Source organism: Micromonospora sp. CA-244673 (assembly GCF_050948395.1).
In the GTDB taxonomy this organism is placed as follows: Bacteria; Actinomycetota; Actinomycetes; order Mycobacteriales; family Micromonosporaceae; genus Micromonospora.
This window is the reverse complement of the sequence record NZ_CP192019.1, coordinates 5,566,053-5,581,052: the sequence shown is the minus strand read 5'-3', so window position 1 is coordinate 5,581,052 and position 15,000 is coordinate 5,566,053. Positions and strand designations below refer to the sequence as shown.

19 protein-coding genes and 1 other RNA gene are annotated in these 15,000 nt (G+C 73.3%); 16 read left to right on the top strand and 4 right to left on the bottom strand.

All coding sequences use genetic code 11. From position 1 onward, the window contains the following. Positions 1-15: 15 nt before the first annotated feature. From ACQP12_RS25450 to mctP, 6 genes are all read left to right on the top strand, one after another. Complete coding sequence (locus ACQP12_RS25450; protein WP_433282592.1) at positions 16-597, top strand: flavoprotein; 582 nt, start codon at positions 16-18, stop codon at positions 595-597. A gap of 138 nt (positions 598-735) precedes the next feature. After that, positions 736-1,566, top strand: coding sequence for a Nif3-like dinuclear metal center hexameric protein (locus tag ACQP12_RS25445; protein ID WP_433289439.1), 831 nt, complete (start codon positions 736-738; stop codon positions 1,564-1,566). Further along, positions 1,563-2,300, top strand: a complete 738-nt coding sequence (locus ACQP12_RS25440) for a zinc ribbon domain-containing protein (protein ID WP_357939563.1) — start codon at positions 1,563-1,565, stop codon at positions 2,298-2,300. The genes ACQP12_RS25445 and ACQP12_RS25440 overlap by 4 nt, the downstream gene beginning before the upstream one ends. 5 nt (positions 2,301-2,305) lie before the next feature. Further along, positions 2,306-3,496 (top strand): bifunctional RNase H/acid phosphatase, encoded by a 1,191-nt coding sequence (locus ACQP12_RS25435; protein ID WP_357939565.1) that lies wholly within the window; start codon positions 2,306-2,308, stop codon positions 3,494-3,496. A gap of 204 nt (positions 3,497-3,700) precedes the next feature. Next, positions 3,701-3,946: a DUF3311 domain-containing protein gene (locus ACQP12_RS25430; protein ID WP_091269096.1), complete on the top strand. Its 246-nt coding sequence runs from the start codon at positions 3,701-3,703 to the stop codon at positions 3,944-3,946. Continuing rightward, positions 3,946-5,601 (top strand): monocarboxylate uptake permease MctP, encoded by a 1,656-nt coding sequence (gene mctP / locus ACQP12_RS25425; RefSeq protein ID WP_433282590.1) that lies wholly within the window; start codon positions 3,946-3,948, stop codon positions 5,599-5,601. The genes ACQP12_RS25430 and mctP overlap by 1 nt, the downstream gene beginning before the upstream one ends. A gap of 93 nt (positions 5,602-5,694) precedes the next feature. Here the strand turns inward: mctP and ACQP12_RS25420 are convergent, their stop codons facing one another. Then, entirely contained in the window at positions 5,695-6,162 is a 468-nt protein-coding gene (locus ACQP12_RS25420; RefSeq protein ID WP_357939569.1) for a MarR family winged helix-turn-helix transcriptional regulator, read from the bottom strand. A gap of 58 nt (positions 6,163-6,220) precedes the next feature. Between ACQP12_RS25420 and ACQP12_RS25415 the strand changes: the two genes are divergently transcribed. Beyond that, positions 6,221-7,453 (top strand): MFS transporter, encoded by a 1,233-nt coding sequence (locus ACQP12_RS25415; RefSeq protein WP_433282587.1) that lies wholly within the window; start codon positions 6,221-6,223, stop codon positions 7,451-7,453. A gap of 79 nt (positions 7,454-7,532) precedes the next feature. On the opposite strand, the gene ACQP12_RS25410 is transcribed toward ACQP12_RS25415, so the two are convergent. Beyond that, the gene (locus ACQP12_RS25410; protein WP_357939573.1) at positions 7,533-8,294 is read right to left on the bottom strand and encodes a sulfite exporter TauE/SafE family protein; all 762 of its coding nucleotides are present in this window, start codon (positions 8,292-8,294) and stop codon (positions 7,533-7,535) included. A gap of 225 nt (positions 8,295-8,519) precedes the next feature. Here ACQP12_RS25410 and rnpB point away from each other — a divergent pair. After that, an RNA gene (gene rnpB, locus ACQP12_RS25405) (RNase P RNA component class A) lies at positions 8,520-8,930 on the top strand. Positions 8,931-8,974: 44 nt separating this feature from the next. Here the strand turns inward: rnpB and ACQP12_RS25400 are convergent. Next, a complete protein-coding gene (locus ACQP12_RS25400) occupies positions 8,975-9,541 on the bottom strand; it encodes a hypothetical protein (protein ID WP_433282585.1) in 567 nt (188 codons plus the stop codon). An 83-nt stretch (positions 9,542-9,624) separates the two neighbouring features. Here ACQP12_RS25400 and ACQP12_RS25395 point away from each other — a divergent pair, with 83 nt between their 5' ends. From ACQP12_RS25395 to ACQP12_RS25375, 5 genes are all read left to right on the top strand, one after another. Then, on the top strand, positions 9,625-9,981 hold the full coding sequence (locus ACQP12_RS25395; RefSeq protein WP_433282583.1) for a hypothetical protein: 357 nt from the start codon (positions 9,625-9,627) through the stop codon (positions 9,979-9,981). Beyond that, positions 9,978-10,424 (top strand): MerR family transcriptional regulator, encoded by a 447-nt coding sequence (locus ACQP12_RS25390; RefSeq protein WP_433282581.1) that lies wholly within the window; start codon positions 9,978-9,980, stop codon positions 10,422-10,424. Before ACQP12_RS25395 ends, ACQP12_RS25390 begins: the two co-directional genes overlap by 4 nt. Continuing rightward, positions 10,408-10,716, top strand: coding sequence for a hypothetical protein (locus ACQP12_RS25385; protein WP_433282579.1), 309 nt, complete (start codon positions 10,408-10,410; stop codon positions 10,714-10,716). The genes ACQP12_RS25390 and ACQP12_RS25385 overlap by 17 nt, the downstream gene beginning before the upstream one ends. Further along, complete coding sequence (locus ACQP12_RS25380) at positions 10,713-11,048, top strand: YnfA family protein (RefSeq protein ID WP_433282578.1); 336 nt, start codon at positions 10,713-10,715, stop codon at positions 11,046-11,048. The genes ACQP12_RS25385 and ACQP12_RS25380 overlap by 4 nt, the downstream gene beginning before the upstream one ends. Before the next feature lie 270 nt (positions 11,049-11,318). Further along, positions 11,319-12,533 (top strand): PP2C family protein-serine/threonine phosphatase, encoded by a 1,215-nt coding sequence (locus tag ACQP12_RS25375; protein ID WP_433282576.1) that lies wholly within the window; start codon positions 11,319-11,321, stop codon positions 12,531-12,533. A gap of 7 nt (positions 12,534-12,540) precedes the next feature. Here the strand turns inward: ACQP12_RS25375 and ACQP12_RS25370 are convergent, their stop codons facing one another. Beyond that, positions 12,541-13,110, bottom strand: a complete 570-nt coding sequence (locus ACQP12_RS25370) for a TetR/AcrR family transcriptional regulator (RefSeq protein ID WP_433282574.1) — start codon at positions 13,108-13,110, stop codon at positions 12,541-12,543. 60 nt (positions 13,111-13,170) lie between these two features. Here ACQP12_RS25370 and ACQP12_RS25365 point away from each other — a divergent pair, with 60 nt between their 5' ends. Genes ACQP12_RS25365 through ACQP12_RS25355 form a run of 3 tightly spaced genes read left to right on the top strand, consistent with a single transcriptional unit; the run spans position 13,171 to position 14,990 of the window. After that, entirely contained in the window at positions 13,171-13,668 is a 498-nt protein-coding gene (locus tag ACQP12_RS25365) for an FBP domain-containing protein (protein ID WP_433282572.1), read from the top strand. Between the two features lie 21 nt (positions 13,669-13,689). Next, positions 13,690-14,022 (top strand): PadR family transcriptional regulator, encoded by a 333-nt coding sequence (locus ACQP12_RS25360; RefSeq protein ID WP_433282570.1) that lies wholly within the window; start codon positions 13,690-13,692, stop codon positions 14,020-14,022. Continuing rightward, on the top strand, positions 14,016-14,990 hold the full coding sequence (locus tag ACQP12_RS25355; RefSeq protein ID WP_433282568.1) for a hypothetical protein: 975 nt from the start codon (positions 14,016-14,018) through the stop codon (positions 14,988-14,990). The genes ACQP12_RS25360 and ACQP12_RS25355 overlap by 7 nt, the downstream gene beginning before the upstream one ends. Positions 14,991-15,000: the final 10 nt, after the last annotated feature.

The following is a 15,000-nucleotide window of genomic DNA, read 5'->3' as shown; positions in this document are numbered from 1 at the left end:
CGTGGGCCGGGTCGCATGAGCGGTCCGCACACCAGCAACGGGCACCGTCGGGTGCTCTACGTCATCGCCTGCGGTTCGCCGCTGGCCCGTCACGTCGGCCGGCTGGTCGACCTCGCCCAGCAGGACGGCTGGCAGGTCTGCGTGGTGACCACGCCGGACGGCGCGAAGTTCGTCGACCGGACGGCGTTGGCCCGGCAGACCGGCCACCCGGTCCGTACCCACTACAAGAACCCGGGCGATCCGGACGTGCTGCCCCCGGCGGACGCCATGCTGGTCTGCCCGGCGACGGTCAACACCGTCAACAAGTGGGCGGTCGGCATCGCCGACACCCTCGCCCTCGGCCTGCTGGTCGAGGGGCAGGGGATGGGTGTGCCGATCGCGGCCGTGCCGTACACCAACGTGGCCATGGCCGCGCACCCCGCGTTCCGGGCCGGCCTGGCCCGGCTGCGCGAGTGGGGCGTCCGGGTGGTCTTCGGCGACCACGTGGTGCCGCTGCACCCGCCGGGCACCGGCGAGCGGCACCTGGACGCCTTCCCGTGGGGAGCCGGCCTGGCCGCCCTGCGCGCCGCGCCACGCCCGGCCGCCCCGGTCGGCTGAGGTGCGAGCAGGGGCCTCTTGCTGACGGTTCCGTCGGACGAGGGGCCCCTGCTCGCCGCCATCGGGCATGTGGGCCGCCCGACGCCGGTAAGCTGGCCGGCCGTGAGCACAACCGGATCGCCGCCCACGGTCGCCGACGTGGTGGCCGCGCTCGACCGGCGCTACCCGCCCGCCTGGGCCGAGGAGTGGGACCGGGTCGGGCTGGTGCTCGGTGAGCCCGGCACCCCGGTCCGGCGGGTCGCGTGCGTGGTCGACGTGGTCCCGGAGACGGTGGCCGAGGCGCTCGCCGCCGGGGCCGACATGATCGTCGCGCACCACCCGCTGCTGCTGCGCGGGGTCTCCTCGGTGGCCGCCACCACGTACAAGGGCCGGATCGTGCACCGGCTGATCAAGGCCGACGTGGCGCTGTACGTGGCACACACGAACGCCGATGTGGCCGACCCCGGGGTGTCCGACGCCCTGGCCGCCCGGTTCGGGCTCACCGGGCTGCGCCCGCTGCACCCGCCCCCCGCCGGCTCGCCCGCCGCCGGCCCCGGCCGGGGCATCGGCCGGATCGGCGAGCTGCCCACCCCGCTCACCCTGGCCGAGCTGACCCGGCACGCCGCCGCCGTGCTCCCCGTCACCGCCTGGGGAGTTCGCGCCGCCGGGGATCCCGGGCGTATGGTTCGTACCCTCGCCGTCAGCGGCGGCGCGGGGGACAGTTTCCTGGCCGAGGCGACCGCGGCCGGGGTGGACGCGTTCCTCACCGCCGACCTGCGCCACCACCCCGCCGGCGAGCACCTCGCCGCCGGCGGCCCGGCCCTGCTGGACGCCGCCCACTGGGCGACCGAGCGACCCTGGCTGGACGACCTGGCCGCCCAGCTGCGGGACGAGCTGGGCGTCGAGACCACGGTGTCCGACCTGGACACCGACCCGTGGACCGTGCACGCCGCCGCGCCCCGACCGGACGACAAGGAGCCCCGATCGTGAAGGCTGACCCGAAGGTGCAGCGCCGCCTGCTCGACCTGCAGGCGATCGACACCGCGCTCGCCCAGCTCGCCCATCGCCGCCGGACGCTGCCGGAGCTGGCCGAGCTGGAGGCCCTGGCGCGCGAGCTCTCCGCGCTGGAGGACGAGCGGGTCCGCGCCCAGGTGGCCGTGGACGACCTGGACCGGGACATCGCCCGGCTGGAGAAGGACGTCGACCAGGTCCGCGCCCGCAAGACCAAGGACGAGAACCGGCTGGCCGCGGGCACCGGCCCGGCCCGCGAGCTGGAGGCGCTCCAGCACGAGCTGGCCTCGCTGAACCGCCGGCAGAGCGACCTGGAGGACGCCGAGCTGGAGCTGATGGAGCAGCGGGAGACCGCGCAGGGCGTGCTGGACGGCGTCGAGCGGCGCATCGCCGAGGCCCGGGACCGGCGCGTCGCGGCCGAGCAGCGCCGCGACGACAGCCTCGCCGAGATCGCCAAGGAGGAGGAGTTCAAGCGCGGCGCCCGCCAGCCGCTGGCCGGCGACCTGCCGGGCGACCTGGTCACCCTCTACGACAAGATCCGCACGGACACCGGCCTCGGCGCGGCGCTGCTCACCGGCGCCCGCTGCGGGGGCTGCCGCCTGGAGCTCTCCGGCGCCGACCTGGCCCGGATCCGCAAGGCCGACCCGGACGACGTGGTCCGCTGCGAGGAGTGCCGGCGGATCATGGTCCGGACCAACGAGTCGGGGCTGTAGCCGTCGTGGCGGTGCGCGCGGTGCTGATCGAGGCCGACGGCGGGTCCCGGGGCAACCCGGGGCCGGCCGGCTACGGCGCGGTGGTCCGGGACCCGGCGACCGGCGAGGTGCTGGCCGAACGTGCCGAGGCGATCGGCACGGCCACCAACAACGTCGCCGAGTACCGGGGCCTCATCGCCGGGCTGGAGGCCGCCGCCGAGCTGGGCGCGGCCGAGGTGGAGGCCCGGATGGACTCCAAGCTGGTGGTCGAGCAGATGTGCGGCCGCTGGCAGATCAAGAACCCCGGGCTGCGGCCGCTCGCCGCGCAGGCCGCTGCGCTGGTCGGGCGGTTCGAGAGCGTACGGTTCGGCTGGGTCCCCCGGGAGCGCAACAAGCACGCCGACGCGCTGGCCAACGCCGCCATGGACGCGGCCGCCGGCCTGGCCCCGGCCGGGCCCGTCGTGGGGCCACCGCGCGAGGCCGCGCCCCCCGAGCCGGCTGTGCGCGAGGTGGCCGCCCGGGCCGCGACCGGCCGGGCCACCGGCACCGACCCGGCCACCACGCCGGCGTCCTGGGAGCCGCGCCCGACCGAGGAGGCCACCCGGCTGATCCTGGTCCGGCACGGCGAGACCGAGCGGACCGTGCAGAAGCGCTACTCGGGGCGCGGCGACGTGCCGCTGACCGACCGGGGGCGGGCCCAGGCCCGCGCCACGGCCGCCCGGGTGGCCGCCCTCGCGCCGTCGGTCGCGGCCGTGGTCAGCTCACCGCTCGCGCGCTGCGTGGCCACCGCCGAGGCGGTCGCCGCACTGGTCGGCAACCCGCCGGTACGCCCCGACGACGACCTGATCGAGTGCGACTTCGGGGTCTGGGAGGGCCGCACCTTCGCCGAGGTGCGCGCGGGCTGGGCCGGGGAACTGGACGCCTGGCTGGCCTCCACGAGTGTCGCCCCGCCCGAGGGCGAGTCGTTCACCGCGGTCGCCGAGCGGACGGGCCGGGCGGTCGACCGGCTCCGGACGGCGTACCCGGGGGAGACCGTCGTGGTGGTCTCCCACGTCTCGCCCATCAAGCTGGTGCTGCGCGACGCCCTCGCGGCCGGCGACGCCTTCCTGCACCGGCTCTACCTGGACACCGCGGGCGTCTCGGTGCTCGACCTCTACCCGGACGGCGGCGTCGCGGTCCGCTCGGTCAACGACACCGCCCACCTGTCCGACCTCTGAGCTGCCGCCCGCCCCGCCGCCCGCACCTACGGCGACTCCGGCTCGGCGCGCCCGACGCGTGCCGCGACCTGGAGCCACCGCCGTTCGGCGCATGCGGGCGGCCGTTTGGCGCATCGCCGTCCTCCGGCAGAACGTGACCGCGCTCACAGGGTCGTAGCCTCCGGCCGTCACATGGCAAGTTACGACTTCCCGGAGGTGTGTCACATGGCAGCACCAGAACCGGAGGCGCCGACAACGGCGCGATCCAGGGCGAAGGACCACAGCCCCTGGAACTGGTTGCTCTTCATACCGATCGTGGTGCCGCTGATCCCGGCCTTCTTCAACGCCGACTCGCCGCGGCTGTTCGGCTTCCCGCGTTTCTACTGGCTGCAACTGGCCTGGATCATCCTCGGCGTGGCCACCACCACGCTGGTCTACCAGATGACGAAGAAGCGGGGAGGTGACCGCTGATGTGGCGCGACCACCTCACCGAGATCATCGTCTTCAGCCTCCTCTTCCTGCTGGTCAGCGCCATGGGTTTCGTGGCGGCCCGGTGGCGGGCGCCGCGCGACATGGCCCACCTGGACGAGTGGGGGCTGGGCGGCCGCAGCTTCGGCGGCTGGATCACCTGGTTCCTGGTCGGCGGTGACCTCTACACCGCCTACACCTTCGTGGCGGTGCCGGCGCTGATCTTCGGCGCCGGGGCGGCGGGCTTCTTCGCCGTGCCGTACACGATCGTCATCTACCCGCTGGTGTTCCTGGTGCTGTGCCGGCTCTGGTCGGTTTCGCACCGGCACGGCTTCGTCACCCCGGCGGACTTCGTCCGCAACCGGTTCGACTCGCCGATCCTCGCGCTGCTGATCGCGATCACCGGCATCGTGGCGACCATGCCGTACATCGCCCTGCAACTGGTCGGCATCGAGGCGGTGCTCAAGACGATGGGCGTGACCGGGGACAGCGCGCTGGCCCGGCACCTGCCGATCATCATCGCCTTCGCGATCCTGGCGGCCTACACCTACCAGTCCGGGCTGCGCGCGCCGGCGCTGATCGCCTTCGTCAAGGACTCGCTGATCTACATCGTGATCCTGGTGGCGGTCGTCTACCTGCCGTACAAGCTGGGCGGCTGGGGCGACATCTTCGACGCGGCCGACGCGAAGTTCAAAGCGTCACCGGCGCCGGGTGACGGCATCCTGCTCAACGCCAACAACCAGCTCCAGTACGTCACGCTGGCGTTCGGGTCGGCGCTGGCGCTGTTCCTCTACCCGCACAGCATCACCGGCGTGCTGGCCAGCAAGAACCGGGACGTGATCAAGCGGAACATGTCCGCGCTGCCGGCGTACAGCCTGCTGCTCGGGCTGATCGCGCTGCTCGGCTACATGGCCATCGCGGCGGGCGTGAAGCCGCTGCCCGGCGCCAAGGCCGGCAGCGTCGACGGCAACACGGTGGTGCCGCTGCTGTTCGACAGCCAGTTCCCGGACTGGTTCGCGGGCGTGGCGTACGCGGCCATCGGCATCGGCGCGCTGGTGCCGGCGGCGATCATGTCGATCGCGGCGGCGAACCTGTTCACCCGCAACATCTACAAGGAGTACCTGAAGCGGGACGCCAGCCCGGCGCAGGAGGCGAACGTCTCGAAGATCACCTCGCTGGTGGTGAAGGTCGGCGCGGTCGCCTGCATCGTCTTCCTCGACCCGCAGTTCTCCATCGACCTCCAGCTCATCGGCGGCGTGATCATCCTGCAGACGCTGCCGGCGGTGGCGCTGGGCCTCTACACCCGCTGGTTCCACCGGGGCGCGCTGATCGCCGGCTGGGTGGCCGGCATGGGCCTCGGCATGTGGATGCTCTACCAGATCGGGAACCCGGCGACCGGCAAGAAGCACTTCGCCGGCTCGGCCTTCCCGCTGGAGAAGTTCGGCTTCGACACCACGAAGACGATCTACGTGGGCATCGTGGCGGTGCTGGTCAACCTGGCGGTGGCCGCGCTGCTCACGCTGGTGCTGCGGGCCGCGAAGGTGGCCGACGGGGTGGACGGCACCACCCCGGACGACTACTTCGCCGACGAGGGCGACCCGCGGGTCACCCCCGGCACGGAGCGCGACGCGGACTCCGCCCGGGAGCCGGTGGCCTGAGCCGCCCGAGGCCCCGGTCGCCAGGACGGCGGCCGGGGCCTCGCCGTGCGCTCGCCGGGTCTCGCCCTGCGCTCGCCGGGTCTCGCCCTGCGGTCAGCGGCGGCGGGTGCGCGACTCGAGGGCCTCGTTGAGCCGGTGCAGCAGGTCGGCGAGGCTCTCCCGGTCGTCGGGGGACCAGGCGGCCAGGATGTCGCCGTAGAGCCGGGTGCGGGCCGCCCGCACCGCGGCCATCCGCTGGAGGCCGGCCGGGGTCGGCGAGATCACCGTGCCGCGCCCGTCGGCCGGGTCCGGGGTACGCGCGATCAGCCCGTCCCGCTGCATGGCGGAGACCTGGCGGGTGACCGTGGAGCCGTCCAGGTTCAGCTTCGTGGCCAGTGCCGAGACGTTCTGCGGTCCGGCGCCGGCCAGGTGCCGCAGGATCACGTACGCCGCCCGGTCGAGCACCCGGTGCTCGGCCGTGCCGCTGGCCCGCCGGGTCGCCTCGCCGAGCCGCATGAGCAGCGCGACCTCGGTCTCGATCCGGCCGAGTGTGACATCTTCCGCGTGGGCGTCGTCCCTCATAGCTGTATGATACAACTGATTTACCTGTAACATACAGCTATCTGTCTGGAGGCGCGGAGTGGATCGGCGATCCGAACCCAACCGCAGTGCCATCTACGCCACCACGCTGGTGGCCTTCCTCGCCATCGCCGGCATCGCCGTGGTGGACCCGATCCTGCCCGCCATCGGCGAGGCGATCGGCGTCACCGCCTGGCAGGTCGAGCTGCTCTTCACCGCGTACATCGCGGTGATGGCGGTCGGCATGATCCCGGCGACCCTCGCCAGCGGGAAGTTCGGCTTCAAGCCGGTGCTCATCACCGGCGTCTCGGTGGTCGGCCTGGCCGCCATCCTCGCGTCGTTCAGCAACGACATCGTGCAGCTCTCGGTGCTGCGCGGCGTCTGGGGGCTGGGCAACGCCATGTTCTTCGCCACCGCCATGGTGGTGCTGGTCAACCTCGCCAACGACCGGGAGTGGGTGGTGGGCCTCTTCGAGACCGCGCTCGGTCTCGGCTTCGCCGTCGGCCCGCTGATCGGCGGCCTGCTCGGCGAGGTGTCCTGGCGGCTGCCCTTCTTCGTGTGCGGCGTGTTCATGGTGCTGGCGCTGGCCGTCGCCTCGCGCAAGCTCCGCGAACCCGCCAACAGGCAGGCCCCCGTACGCCTCGGCGCGATCTTCTCGACCTACCGCAAGCCGGCGTTCATCACCCTCTGCGTGGTCACCGCCGCCTACAACTTCGTCTTCTTCGTGGTGCTCGGCTACACGCCGCTCTACCTGCACCTCGACGTCATCCCGCTGGGCCTGGCCTTCACCGGCTGGGGCCTCGGCCTGGCCGCCGGCATCCTGCTCGTCGGCCACCGGCTGGCCCACCGGATCGGCGCGGTGCAGGCCGTCGGCGTCGCCATCGCCGGCCTGCTGGTCTGCATGGTCCTCTTCGCCACCTCCACCGGCACCGCCATGTCGCTGGTGGTCCTGGTCCTCGCCGGCCTGTTCATGGGCCTGGCCAACGCCAACCTCACCGACCTCGCCCTGGGCCTCGGCTCCAGCGACCGGCGGGTCGCCACCGGCGCGTTCAACCTGGTCCGCTGGGGCGCCGCCGCGCCGGCCCCGATCCTCTCCGGCAAGCTCGCCGAGCACGGGCTCGCCCTGCCGTTCTGGGTCGGATTCGGGGTCCTCGCCGTCGGCGTGCTGGTCTACCTCGCCTTCGCGCACGTGATGGCCGCCGGCTACGGCGAGCGGGTGCTCTGGTCCCGGTGGAACTCCGCCGCCCGGCGCAACGAGCACGCCCCGGAGGAACCGGTCGGCGAGGCGTACTGACCGTCGCAACCCTGGCCGACCGTCGCACTCCGGGCCGGGCCGCTCCGACGTCGCGTCGGGGCGGTCCGGCCGTCTGCGGTCAGCCCAGGGCGCGGTAGAGCAGGTAGAGGCCGATCACCGTGCCGAAGACCACGATGAGGGTCCGCAGCACCACCGGCGGGAGCCGGCGGACCAGCCGGGCGCCCGCGTACCCGCCGACCAGGGTGGCCGGCGCGACCACCGCGACCGCGGCCCAGTCGACCGGGCCGAAGAGGGCGAACACCACCAGCGTGGTCAGGCCCACGACGGCCGAGAGCAGGTTCTTGATGGCCGACACCCGGGCCAGCGTGGCGTCCAGCACCAGCGCCAGGCCGGCCACCAGCATCACGCCGAGCGCCGCGCCGAAGTAACCGCCGTACACCGTGCCCAGCGCGACCATGGCCTGCACGGTGACGGTGCGGCGGCGCGGGCTGAGGTCGGCCGGATGGCCGACCAGCCGGCGCAGCGGATCCTGGAAGGCCAGCACGGCGGTCGCACCCAGCACCAGAAACGGCACCACCAGCTCGAACGCGCGCGCCGGGGTGGCCAGCAGCAGCACGCAGCCGACGACCGTGCCGGCCACGGCCGTGGGCAGCAGCGGCCAGAGCGCCCGGCCGCGGGGCAGGTCCATCCGGCTGCCCGCCACGCTGGCCACGTAGCCGGGAAAGACCGACACCGAGTTGCTGACGTTGGCCGGCACCGGGGGCAGGCCGATCGCGATCAGGGCCGGGAAGGTGATGAGGGAACCGCCTCCGGCCACCGCGTTCACCGTGCCCGCGGCAAGGCCGGCGGCGACCAGCAGCGCGATGTCGGAGAGCTCCATGATCCCGCAGGCTAGCCCGCTACCCGCCCGGGCGCAGAACCACCTCCACCGCGCCCCCGCACCACCCCCGCGCCACCCCTCGCCCTGCCCCCGCGTTGATCAAGAAGTTGGCGTCAGAATTCGGCCTCTCCGCGACGCAAACTTCTTGATCAACGCCGGCCGGGGGCGCGTGCCGGGGTGGAAATGGGGGCGGGGGTGTTGTCGTTAGGATTAGGGCGCGACGGACGAGTCGACCGGGCGGTCGCGTCGGCGGGCTGCGGCCCGCCGCCGAGGAACGTCCGGACTCCACAGGGCAGGGTGGTTGCTAACGGCAACCCGGGGTGACCCGCGGGACAGTGCCACAGAAAACAGACCGCCGGCCCGACACGGGACGGTAAGGGTGAAACGGTGGGGTAAGAGCCCACCAGCATCCCGGGTGACCGGGATGGCTCGGTAAACCCCACCCGGAGCAAGGCCAAGAAAGGGTCGTCACCGCAAGATGACGGCCCGTGCAGACGATTGAGGGCGGCCCGCCCGATGTCTGCGGGTAGGCCGCTAGAGCCTGCCGGCAACGGTAGGCCGAGATGGATGGCCGCCGCCGGCCCGCCCTCCGGGGCGTGCCGGTCACAGAATCCGGCGTACAGGTCGACTCGTCCGTCGCCCACCAGCTCAGAGCCGCGATCAAGGCTCTGCCGCCGCGGTTACCGACCCGTGGATGGCCCGGAGGGGTGGGCGAGGAACACCACTCGGTCGTCGGCCGGCTCGTACGCCATCATCGGCGGGTAGCTGTGACCGCCTTCGGGGCCGTGGTCGCCTTCGGCGTACACGAGCACACGCTTGTCGAGGGTCCTGCCCAGTGTCCGAAGGAATCCGCAGAAGACGTCCAGGCGTTCCTGCCCCTGGATCTCGAACAGGCTGACGTCGCTGTCAATCTCATCCGGGCTTGGCAGCCGAACGGTCCACTCCATGGCAGGGTCGGGCCAGACGTGCAGGGTCCGCAGCCATTCGGGGTCGGCGGTGAACAGACCGGCTGCTGACGCGGGCGGCGGAAGGGTCTGCTCCCGGAAGTCGTATTCACACCGCCAACCCTGGGACCGGATCAGCCGGAGCACGGCCTCCCAGTCGGTCAGAGTCATGCCAGGCACGATGACGTCGGGCAGGCTGCCGTTCTCGTACGGGTCGAACCACTCTCTGACGTCGTCCCACCGGAGATCGCGCATCCGGCCATTGTCTTGGTCAGCGCCGAGATCTCGCACGCTCGGGCTCACGCTTCGCGGATCTCCTCGTCGGGCCCACCACGCCGTCGTCCGGGGTTGCATCCGGTACCCAGGTACAGACTTACCGTCGGCGTATGAGCGACGACCCCATCACGGCGAGCGGTTCCTGGGTGCCGGACGCGTGCACCCTGCCGACGGCCGAGCAACCACTGCGGCTGGCGGAGTTCGACCAGTTCTTCCGCACGGCGGTCCGGGACGCCAACCGGCTGTCGGCGGAGCACCTGCGGTTGCGGCTCGACGGCGCGGCACGGGTCGAGGAGACCGCGCGGGAGCTGGCCGCCCGCGAATCGTCCTGCTGCTCGTTCTTCGCCTTCGACATCGCGCGATCCGGCGCGGAGCTGCTGACGCTGGACGTCCGGGTGCCCGCGGCACACGTCGGCGTGCTCGACGCCCTCGCCGAGCGGGTGGCAGCGGCCCGGGGCCGGCGATGACCGGCTCGGGGCTGCGCAGCGGCGAGCTGGCCGACGCGGCCGGGGTCAACGTGCAGACACTGCGCTACTACGAACGCCGGGGACTGCTCGTCTCTCCGCGGCGGTCGCCGGGCGGTCACCGGCTGTACCCGTCCGACACGGTCACCCTGCTGCGGGTCATCAAGACCGCGCAGCGCCTCGGTTTCACCCTCAACGAGGTGGCCGACCTGCTCGCCGCCGGCCGGCGCCGGCATCGCCGCACCGACAACGGTCTCCAGGCACGAGCCACGGAGAAGCTCGCCGAGGTCGAGCGGAAGATGGCGGACCTGACCGTCATCCGCGACACCCTGCGCGCCGCCATCTCCGCCGGCTGTGACGACCTGGTCGCCTGCGCGGGCAGTGCCTGCTGTCCGCTGCCCTTCACCGAACTCGCCGAGCGGAACGACCATGCCGACCATTGCTGACCGGCTGCGCCGACTGCTTCCCTCCGGCCTGACCGGACTCGCCGGTGGCGCCTGCGCCGCCTGCTGCGTGCTGCCGCTGCTGCTGGCCGCCGGGGTCGTCGGTGGCGGTGGCTGGGCCGCGGTCAACCGATTCCTTCCCGGGGTCGCCGTCGCCCTGGCCGTGCTCGCCGGAGTGTCCTGGTGGTGGGCCGCCAAACGCCGCCACACCACCGGTTGCGCCCGCGGCGACTGCTCCTGCGGGCAGGGCGACGAGCGTGCGCGCCAGGTGGTCAGGTTACGGTCCGACGTATGACCGTTGCCCGCTCGATCCTGCTGTTCCTGCTCGCCGCGCTCGCCGAGATCGGTGGCGCCTGGCTGGTCTGGCAGGGCTGGCGGGAAAACCGTGGGCTGCTCTGGATCGCGGCCGGAGTCGTCGCGCTCGGTCTCTACGGCTTCGTCGCCACCTTCCAACCGGACGCGAACTTCGGCCGCATCCTCGCCGCCTACGGCGGCGTCTTCGTCGCCGGCTCCCTCGCCTGGGGCATGGTCGTCGACAAGTTCCGCCCCGATCGCTACGACATCGTCGGCGCCGCCATCTGCCTCGTCGGAGTCGCCGTCATCATGTATGCGCCCCGCGCCAGCTAGCGACCGCCGCCAGCGACCGCTACGAGAGCTCGTTCCACTCACCCGGAGAGTGCCGGCAGGCTTCCGTGCGCATTCCAGGCCAGGGCGCGGGGCGGCCGGCTGACGGGAACCAGCGGCGGCGCTCTCCCAGCTCAACGACTAGAATCCGGGGTACCGGTCGATTCGTCCGTGGCCCACCGCGCCGGATGTCCGGTTCCTACCAGCTGCTGGGACGGCCGTCTCACCGGTTGCCGGAAGCGAAATTTGTCGGGGCGCAACTAGGATCGTGGGGTGGTTCGGGCGGAGGTCCTGCGGGACGACCAGTGGTTGCGCCGTGTCGAGGCGGTGACCGACGCGACGCTGTCCCGACTCGATGTGGCGGACCTGTTCGACGAGCTGCTCGACCGGGTGCGTGACCTGCTGCGGGTCGACACGGCCGCGATTCTCCTGCTCGACGTCCGCGCCCAGCAGTTGGTGGCCACCGCCGCCCGGGGGCTGGAGGAGGAGGTCCGGCAGGGCTTCCGGGTCTCCATCGGCCGTGGATTCGCCGGCCAGGTCGCGCTCACCCGGCGGCCGGTGATCATCCAGACCGTCACCTCCGACAACGTCGTCAACCCGGTGCTGCTGGAGATCGGCCTGCAGTCCCTTCTGGGCGTGCCGATCATGGCCCGGGGCGAGCTCGTCGGCGTGCTGCACGTGGGCACCCTGTCGCCCCGTCAGTTCAACCTCGACGACGTCCGCCTGCTCGAACTGGTCGCCGACCGGGTGAGCCTGGCCAGCAGCGCCCGGGCGAACACCCTCGACCAGACCGCCGCACTCGCCCTGCAACGGAGCCTGATCCCCGCCGAGCTGCCCCAGCTGCCCGACCTGGAACTGGCCGGCCGCTACGTGCCGGGCCACGCCTCCGGCGTCGGCGGCGACTGGTACGACGTCTTCAACCTGCCGTCCGGCTGGCTGGGCGTGGTCGTCGGCGACGTCTCCGGGCACGGCCTCCAGTCCGCCGTGGTGATGGGCCGGGTCCGCAGCGCGCTGCGCGCCTACGCGCTGGTCTCCGACGATCCGGCGGAGGCGCTCACCCTGCTCGACCGGAAGGTGGTCCACTTCGAGGCCGGCAGCCTGACCACCGCGTTGTACGCGATGATCTCCCCCGACCGGGAGACGCTGCACGTCTCCGTGGCCGGCCATCCGCGTCCGGTGCTGGCCGTGCCCGGCCGACCGAACGCCCTGCTCGACGCGCACATCGATCCGCCGCTCGGCACCGGCGGGCGGAGCCGGGTGCGGCACACCACGAGGGTCGACTTCCCGCCCGGCTCGGTCCTGGTCGCCTACACCGACGGGCTGGTCGAGCGGCGTGGGGAGCTGTTCGACGCCGGTGTGGCCCGGCTGACCGCGGCCGTCCCGCTGGCTCCCGTCGACACGGTGACCGCCACCGTCATGGCCGCCCTGGACACCGAGCACCCGACCGACGACATCGCCCTGCTGGCCGTCCGCCGGCTGCCCCGCTGACCCGCCCTCACTGCGGCGGCCAGTTCCGCAGCAGGGCGTCGAGGGCGTCGAGGGTGCGGGACCAGGTGGCGTCCGTCGTACGCGGGGTGTGGCGGAAGCCGCCCGCCCGTTCCAGCGTCACGTATCCGTGGAAGGTGCTGCCCAGCAGGCGTACGGCGTCCGTCTGGTCGGGCTCGGCCAGCTGGTAGCCGCGCAGGATCGCCCGGGTCATCTCCGCGTGCCGCCGGGCCGCGCTCGCCTCGGCCGTCTCGCGGTCGAGTTGCAGCTGCGCGGCGGCGTACCGGCCGGGGTGCCGGGTGGCGTAGTCGCGGTAGGCGTTGGCGAAGGCGACCAGCGCGTCCTTGCCCGCCCGCCCGGCGAGCGCGTCGGCGGCCGCGTCGGCCATCTCCTGCAAGGCCAGCATCGCCACCTGGACGCGCAGCTCCCGAGCGTTTCTCAGGTGGAAGTACAGGCTCGCGTCCTTCACCCCGAACCGGCGGGCGAGCGCAGAGACGGTCACGTTCTCGAAGCCGACCTCGTCGGCCATCTCCGCGGCAGCCTGGATCAGGCGTTCGACCGTCAACCCCGTACGGGCCATGTGTCCCACCCCACGTCTAGTTTCCCTAGCCTTTTACCTAGGGGGTCTAGACTAGCGCCTATGACACCCCTGTCCGAGCCCGCCATCCGGGCCTCCTTCGTCAATTGCACCAAGGGTGAGGCGAAGCGCCTGGCCCTGCCCCGGGATCTGGCCGAGCGCCCCTGGGCGGACCTCGACTTCCTGGGCTGGCGCGACCCGGCCGGGGCCGACCGGGCCTACCTGGTCGCCGAGTCCGGCGCCGGGCTGCTCGGGGTGGCCCTGCGGGTGGCGTCGCAGGCCGGGCGGGCCCGGCGCAGCATGTGCTCGCTCTGCCTGACCACACACACCGGGGACGGCGTCTCGCTGATGACCGCCCGCAAGGCCGGGCCGGACGGGCGGGCGGGCAACTCGGTCGGCAGCTACCTCTGCACCGACCTCGCCTGCTCGCTCTACCTGCGAGGGCGGAAGGACGCCGGGCGGCGCCTCGACGAGTCCATCACGCTGGCCGAGAAGATCGACCGGACCACCGCCAACCTGGCCGCCTTCCTCCAGCAGGTCGTGGGGCACACCCCTATGTAGGGTTCCGATACAGTCACCCTCATGCGGTTGACTATCCCGGTGGCGAAGGTGCTCTCCGCGCTCCTCGCCGACCCCGAGGCCCGGCGCTACGGGCTCGACCTCATGAAGCTCACCGGCCTGCCCAGCGGCACCCTCTATCCCGTCCTGCACCGGCTCTGGGCGGCCGGCTGGCTGGCCGCCGACTGGGAGGAGGTCGACCCGGCCGCCGCCGGCCGGCCCGCGCGCCGCTACTACCGGCTCACCGGCGAGGGAGTGCGTGCGGCCCGGCTCGCGCTGGCCGAGCTGCGCGCCCTCGCCCCGGAGGGCGGGACGTCCCGGGGCGGGGCCGAGCCGACCGGAGCCCCGGCGTGGTGACCCGCCGGCTGGCCGGTCTCCTGCTGGGTGCGGCGGCGCGGCGCTGGCCGGCCGAGCTGCGCGCCGAGCTGATCCGCGAGTGGGACGCCGAGCTGCACGTCCTGGCCGGGCGCGGGGAGCGGTGGCGGATGCTGCGCTTCGCGGCCAGCCTCGCCACCAGCCGGGCCGCGGCGCCGGTGGTCGACCGGGCCGTGCTGCACCGGCGGTTGTGGCGCACCGCCCGGCTGCTGCTGCTCGCCCCGCCGGCGTGCGTCGCGGTCGTCGGGGTCGCCGCCGTGGTGATGAGCCTGGCGTACGCCATGCTCGGCTTCCGCGTCGCCTGGGCCGCCGCGGCGCAGCTGCCGCTCTGGTCCGGCCTCACGGCCGGGGCCGGCGCGGGGCTCGCCCTCCTCGTCACCCGCGCCGCGCGACGGACCGTACGCACCGGGCCGCTGGCCACCGCGCTCGGCGTCGTGCTGCCGATCGGGTTGACCGTGGCGGTGGTGCTCGCCGCGTTCGGCCGCCGGGGTGAGCAGGGCCTGCCGGGCACCGTTCCCGGGCTGCTGCTCTGGCTCGCCCTGCTGGTGCCGGCCCTCTGGGGTGCGGGGCTCCTGGCCCGCCGGGGGAGGACCCGGTTGGCCTGGGCCGTCGGGGTGCTGGGCGCGCTGGTCGCGGCCGACGCCGCGGTCGTCCTGGCGGTGGTCTCCGCCATCCCGGCGGCACCCGTGGGGCCGGTCGCCGACGGGGCGCCGCAGGACACCGTGGACCGGGTCTCCGCCCCGCTGTGGCTGCTCACCTGCTGGACCGACTCGTCGCTCGGGCTGCCCCGCCCGACCGCCTGGGAACGGTTCCTCATCACCGACCGGGTGCTCATCGAGCCCGTCTTCTACCTGGCCTGCACCCCGTACGCGGTGGCCTACACCGTCGCCGCCGCCCGCCCGGCGCCGGCCGCCGAACCCGTGCCGGAGCCCGTGCCGGCACCCACCTGACACCACCGGC

Excerpts from the sequence above, each read along its gene's own strand:
- ACQP12_RS25450 (WP_433282592.1), top strand. The coding sequence starts at position 16 with ATGAGCGGTCCGCACACCAGCAACGGGCACCGTCGGGTGCTCTACGTC.
- ACQP12_RS25385 (WP_433282579.1), top strand. The coding sequence starts at position 10,408 with ATGCCGACCATTGCTGACCGGCTGCGCCGACTGCTTCCCTCCGGCCTG.
- ACQP12_RS25360 (WP_433282570.1), top strand. The coding sequence starts at position 13,690 with ATGCGGTTGACTATCCCGGTGGCGAAGGTGCTCTCCGCGCTCCTCGCC.
- ACQP12_RS25420 (WP_357939569.1), bottom strand. The coding sequence starts at position 6,162 with ATGAGGGACGACGCCCACGCGGAAGATGTCACACTCGGCCGGATCGAG.
- ACQP12_RS25390 (WP_433282581.1), top strand. The coding sequence starts at position 9,978 with ATGACCGGCTCGGGGCTGCGCAGCGGCGAGCTGGCCGACGCGGCCGGG.
- ACQP12_RS25395 (WP_433282583.1), top strand. The coding sequence starts at position 9,625 with ATGAGCGACGACCCCATCACGGCGAGCGGTTCCTGGGTGCCGGACGCG.
- mctP (WP_433282590.1), top strand. The coding sequence starts at position 3,946 with ATGTGGCGCGACCACCTCACCGAGATCATCGTCTTCAGCCTCCTCTTC.
- ACQP12_RS25430 (WP_091269096.1), top strand. The coding sequence starts at position 3,701 with ATGGCAGCACCAGAACCGGAGGCGCCGACAACGGCGCGATCCAGGGCG.
- ACQP12_RS25370 (WP_433282574.1), bottom strand. The coding sequence starts at position 13,110 with ATGGCCCGTACGGGGTTGACGGTCGAACGCCTGATCCAGGCTGCCGCG.
- ACQP12_RS25410 (WP_357939573.1), bottom strand. The coding sequence starts at position 8,294 with ATGGAGCTCTCCGACATCGCGCTGCTGGTCGCCGCCGGCCTTGCCGCG.
- ACQP12_RS25365 (WP_433282572.1), top strand. The coding sequence starts at position 13,171 with ATGACACCCCTGTCCGAGCCCGCCATCCGGGCCTCCTTCGTCAATTGC.
- ACQP12_RS25380 (WP_433282578.1), top strand. The coding sequence starts at position 10,713 with ATGACCGTTGCCCGCTCGATCCTGCTGTTCCTGCTCGCCGCGCTCGCC.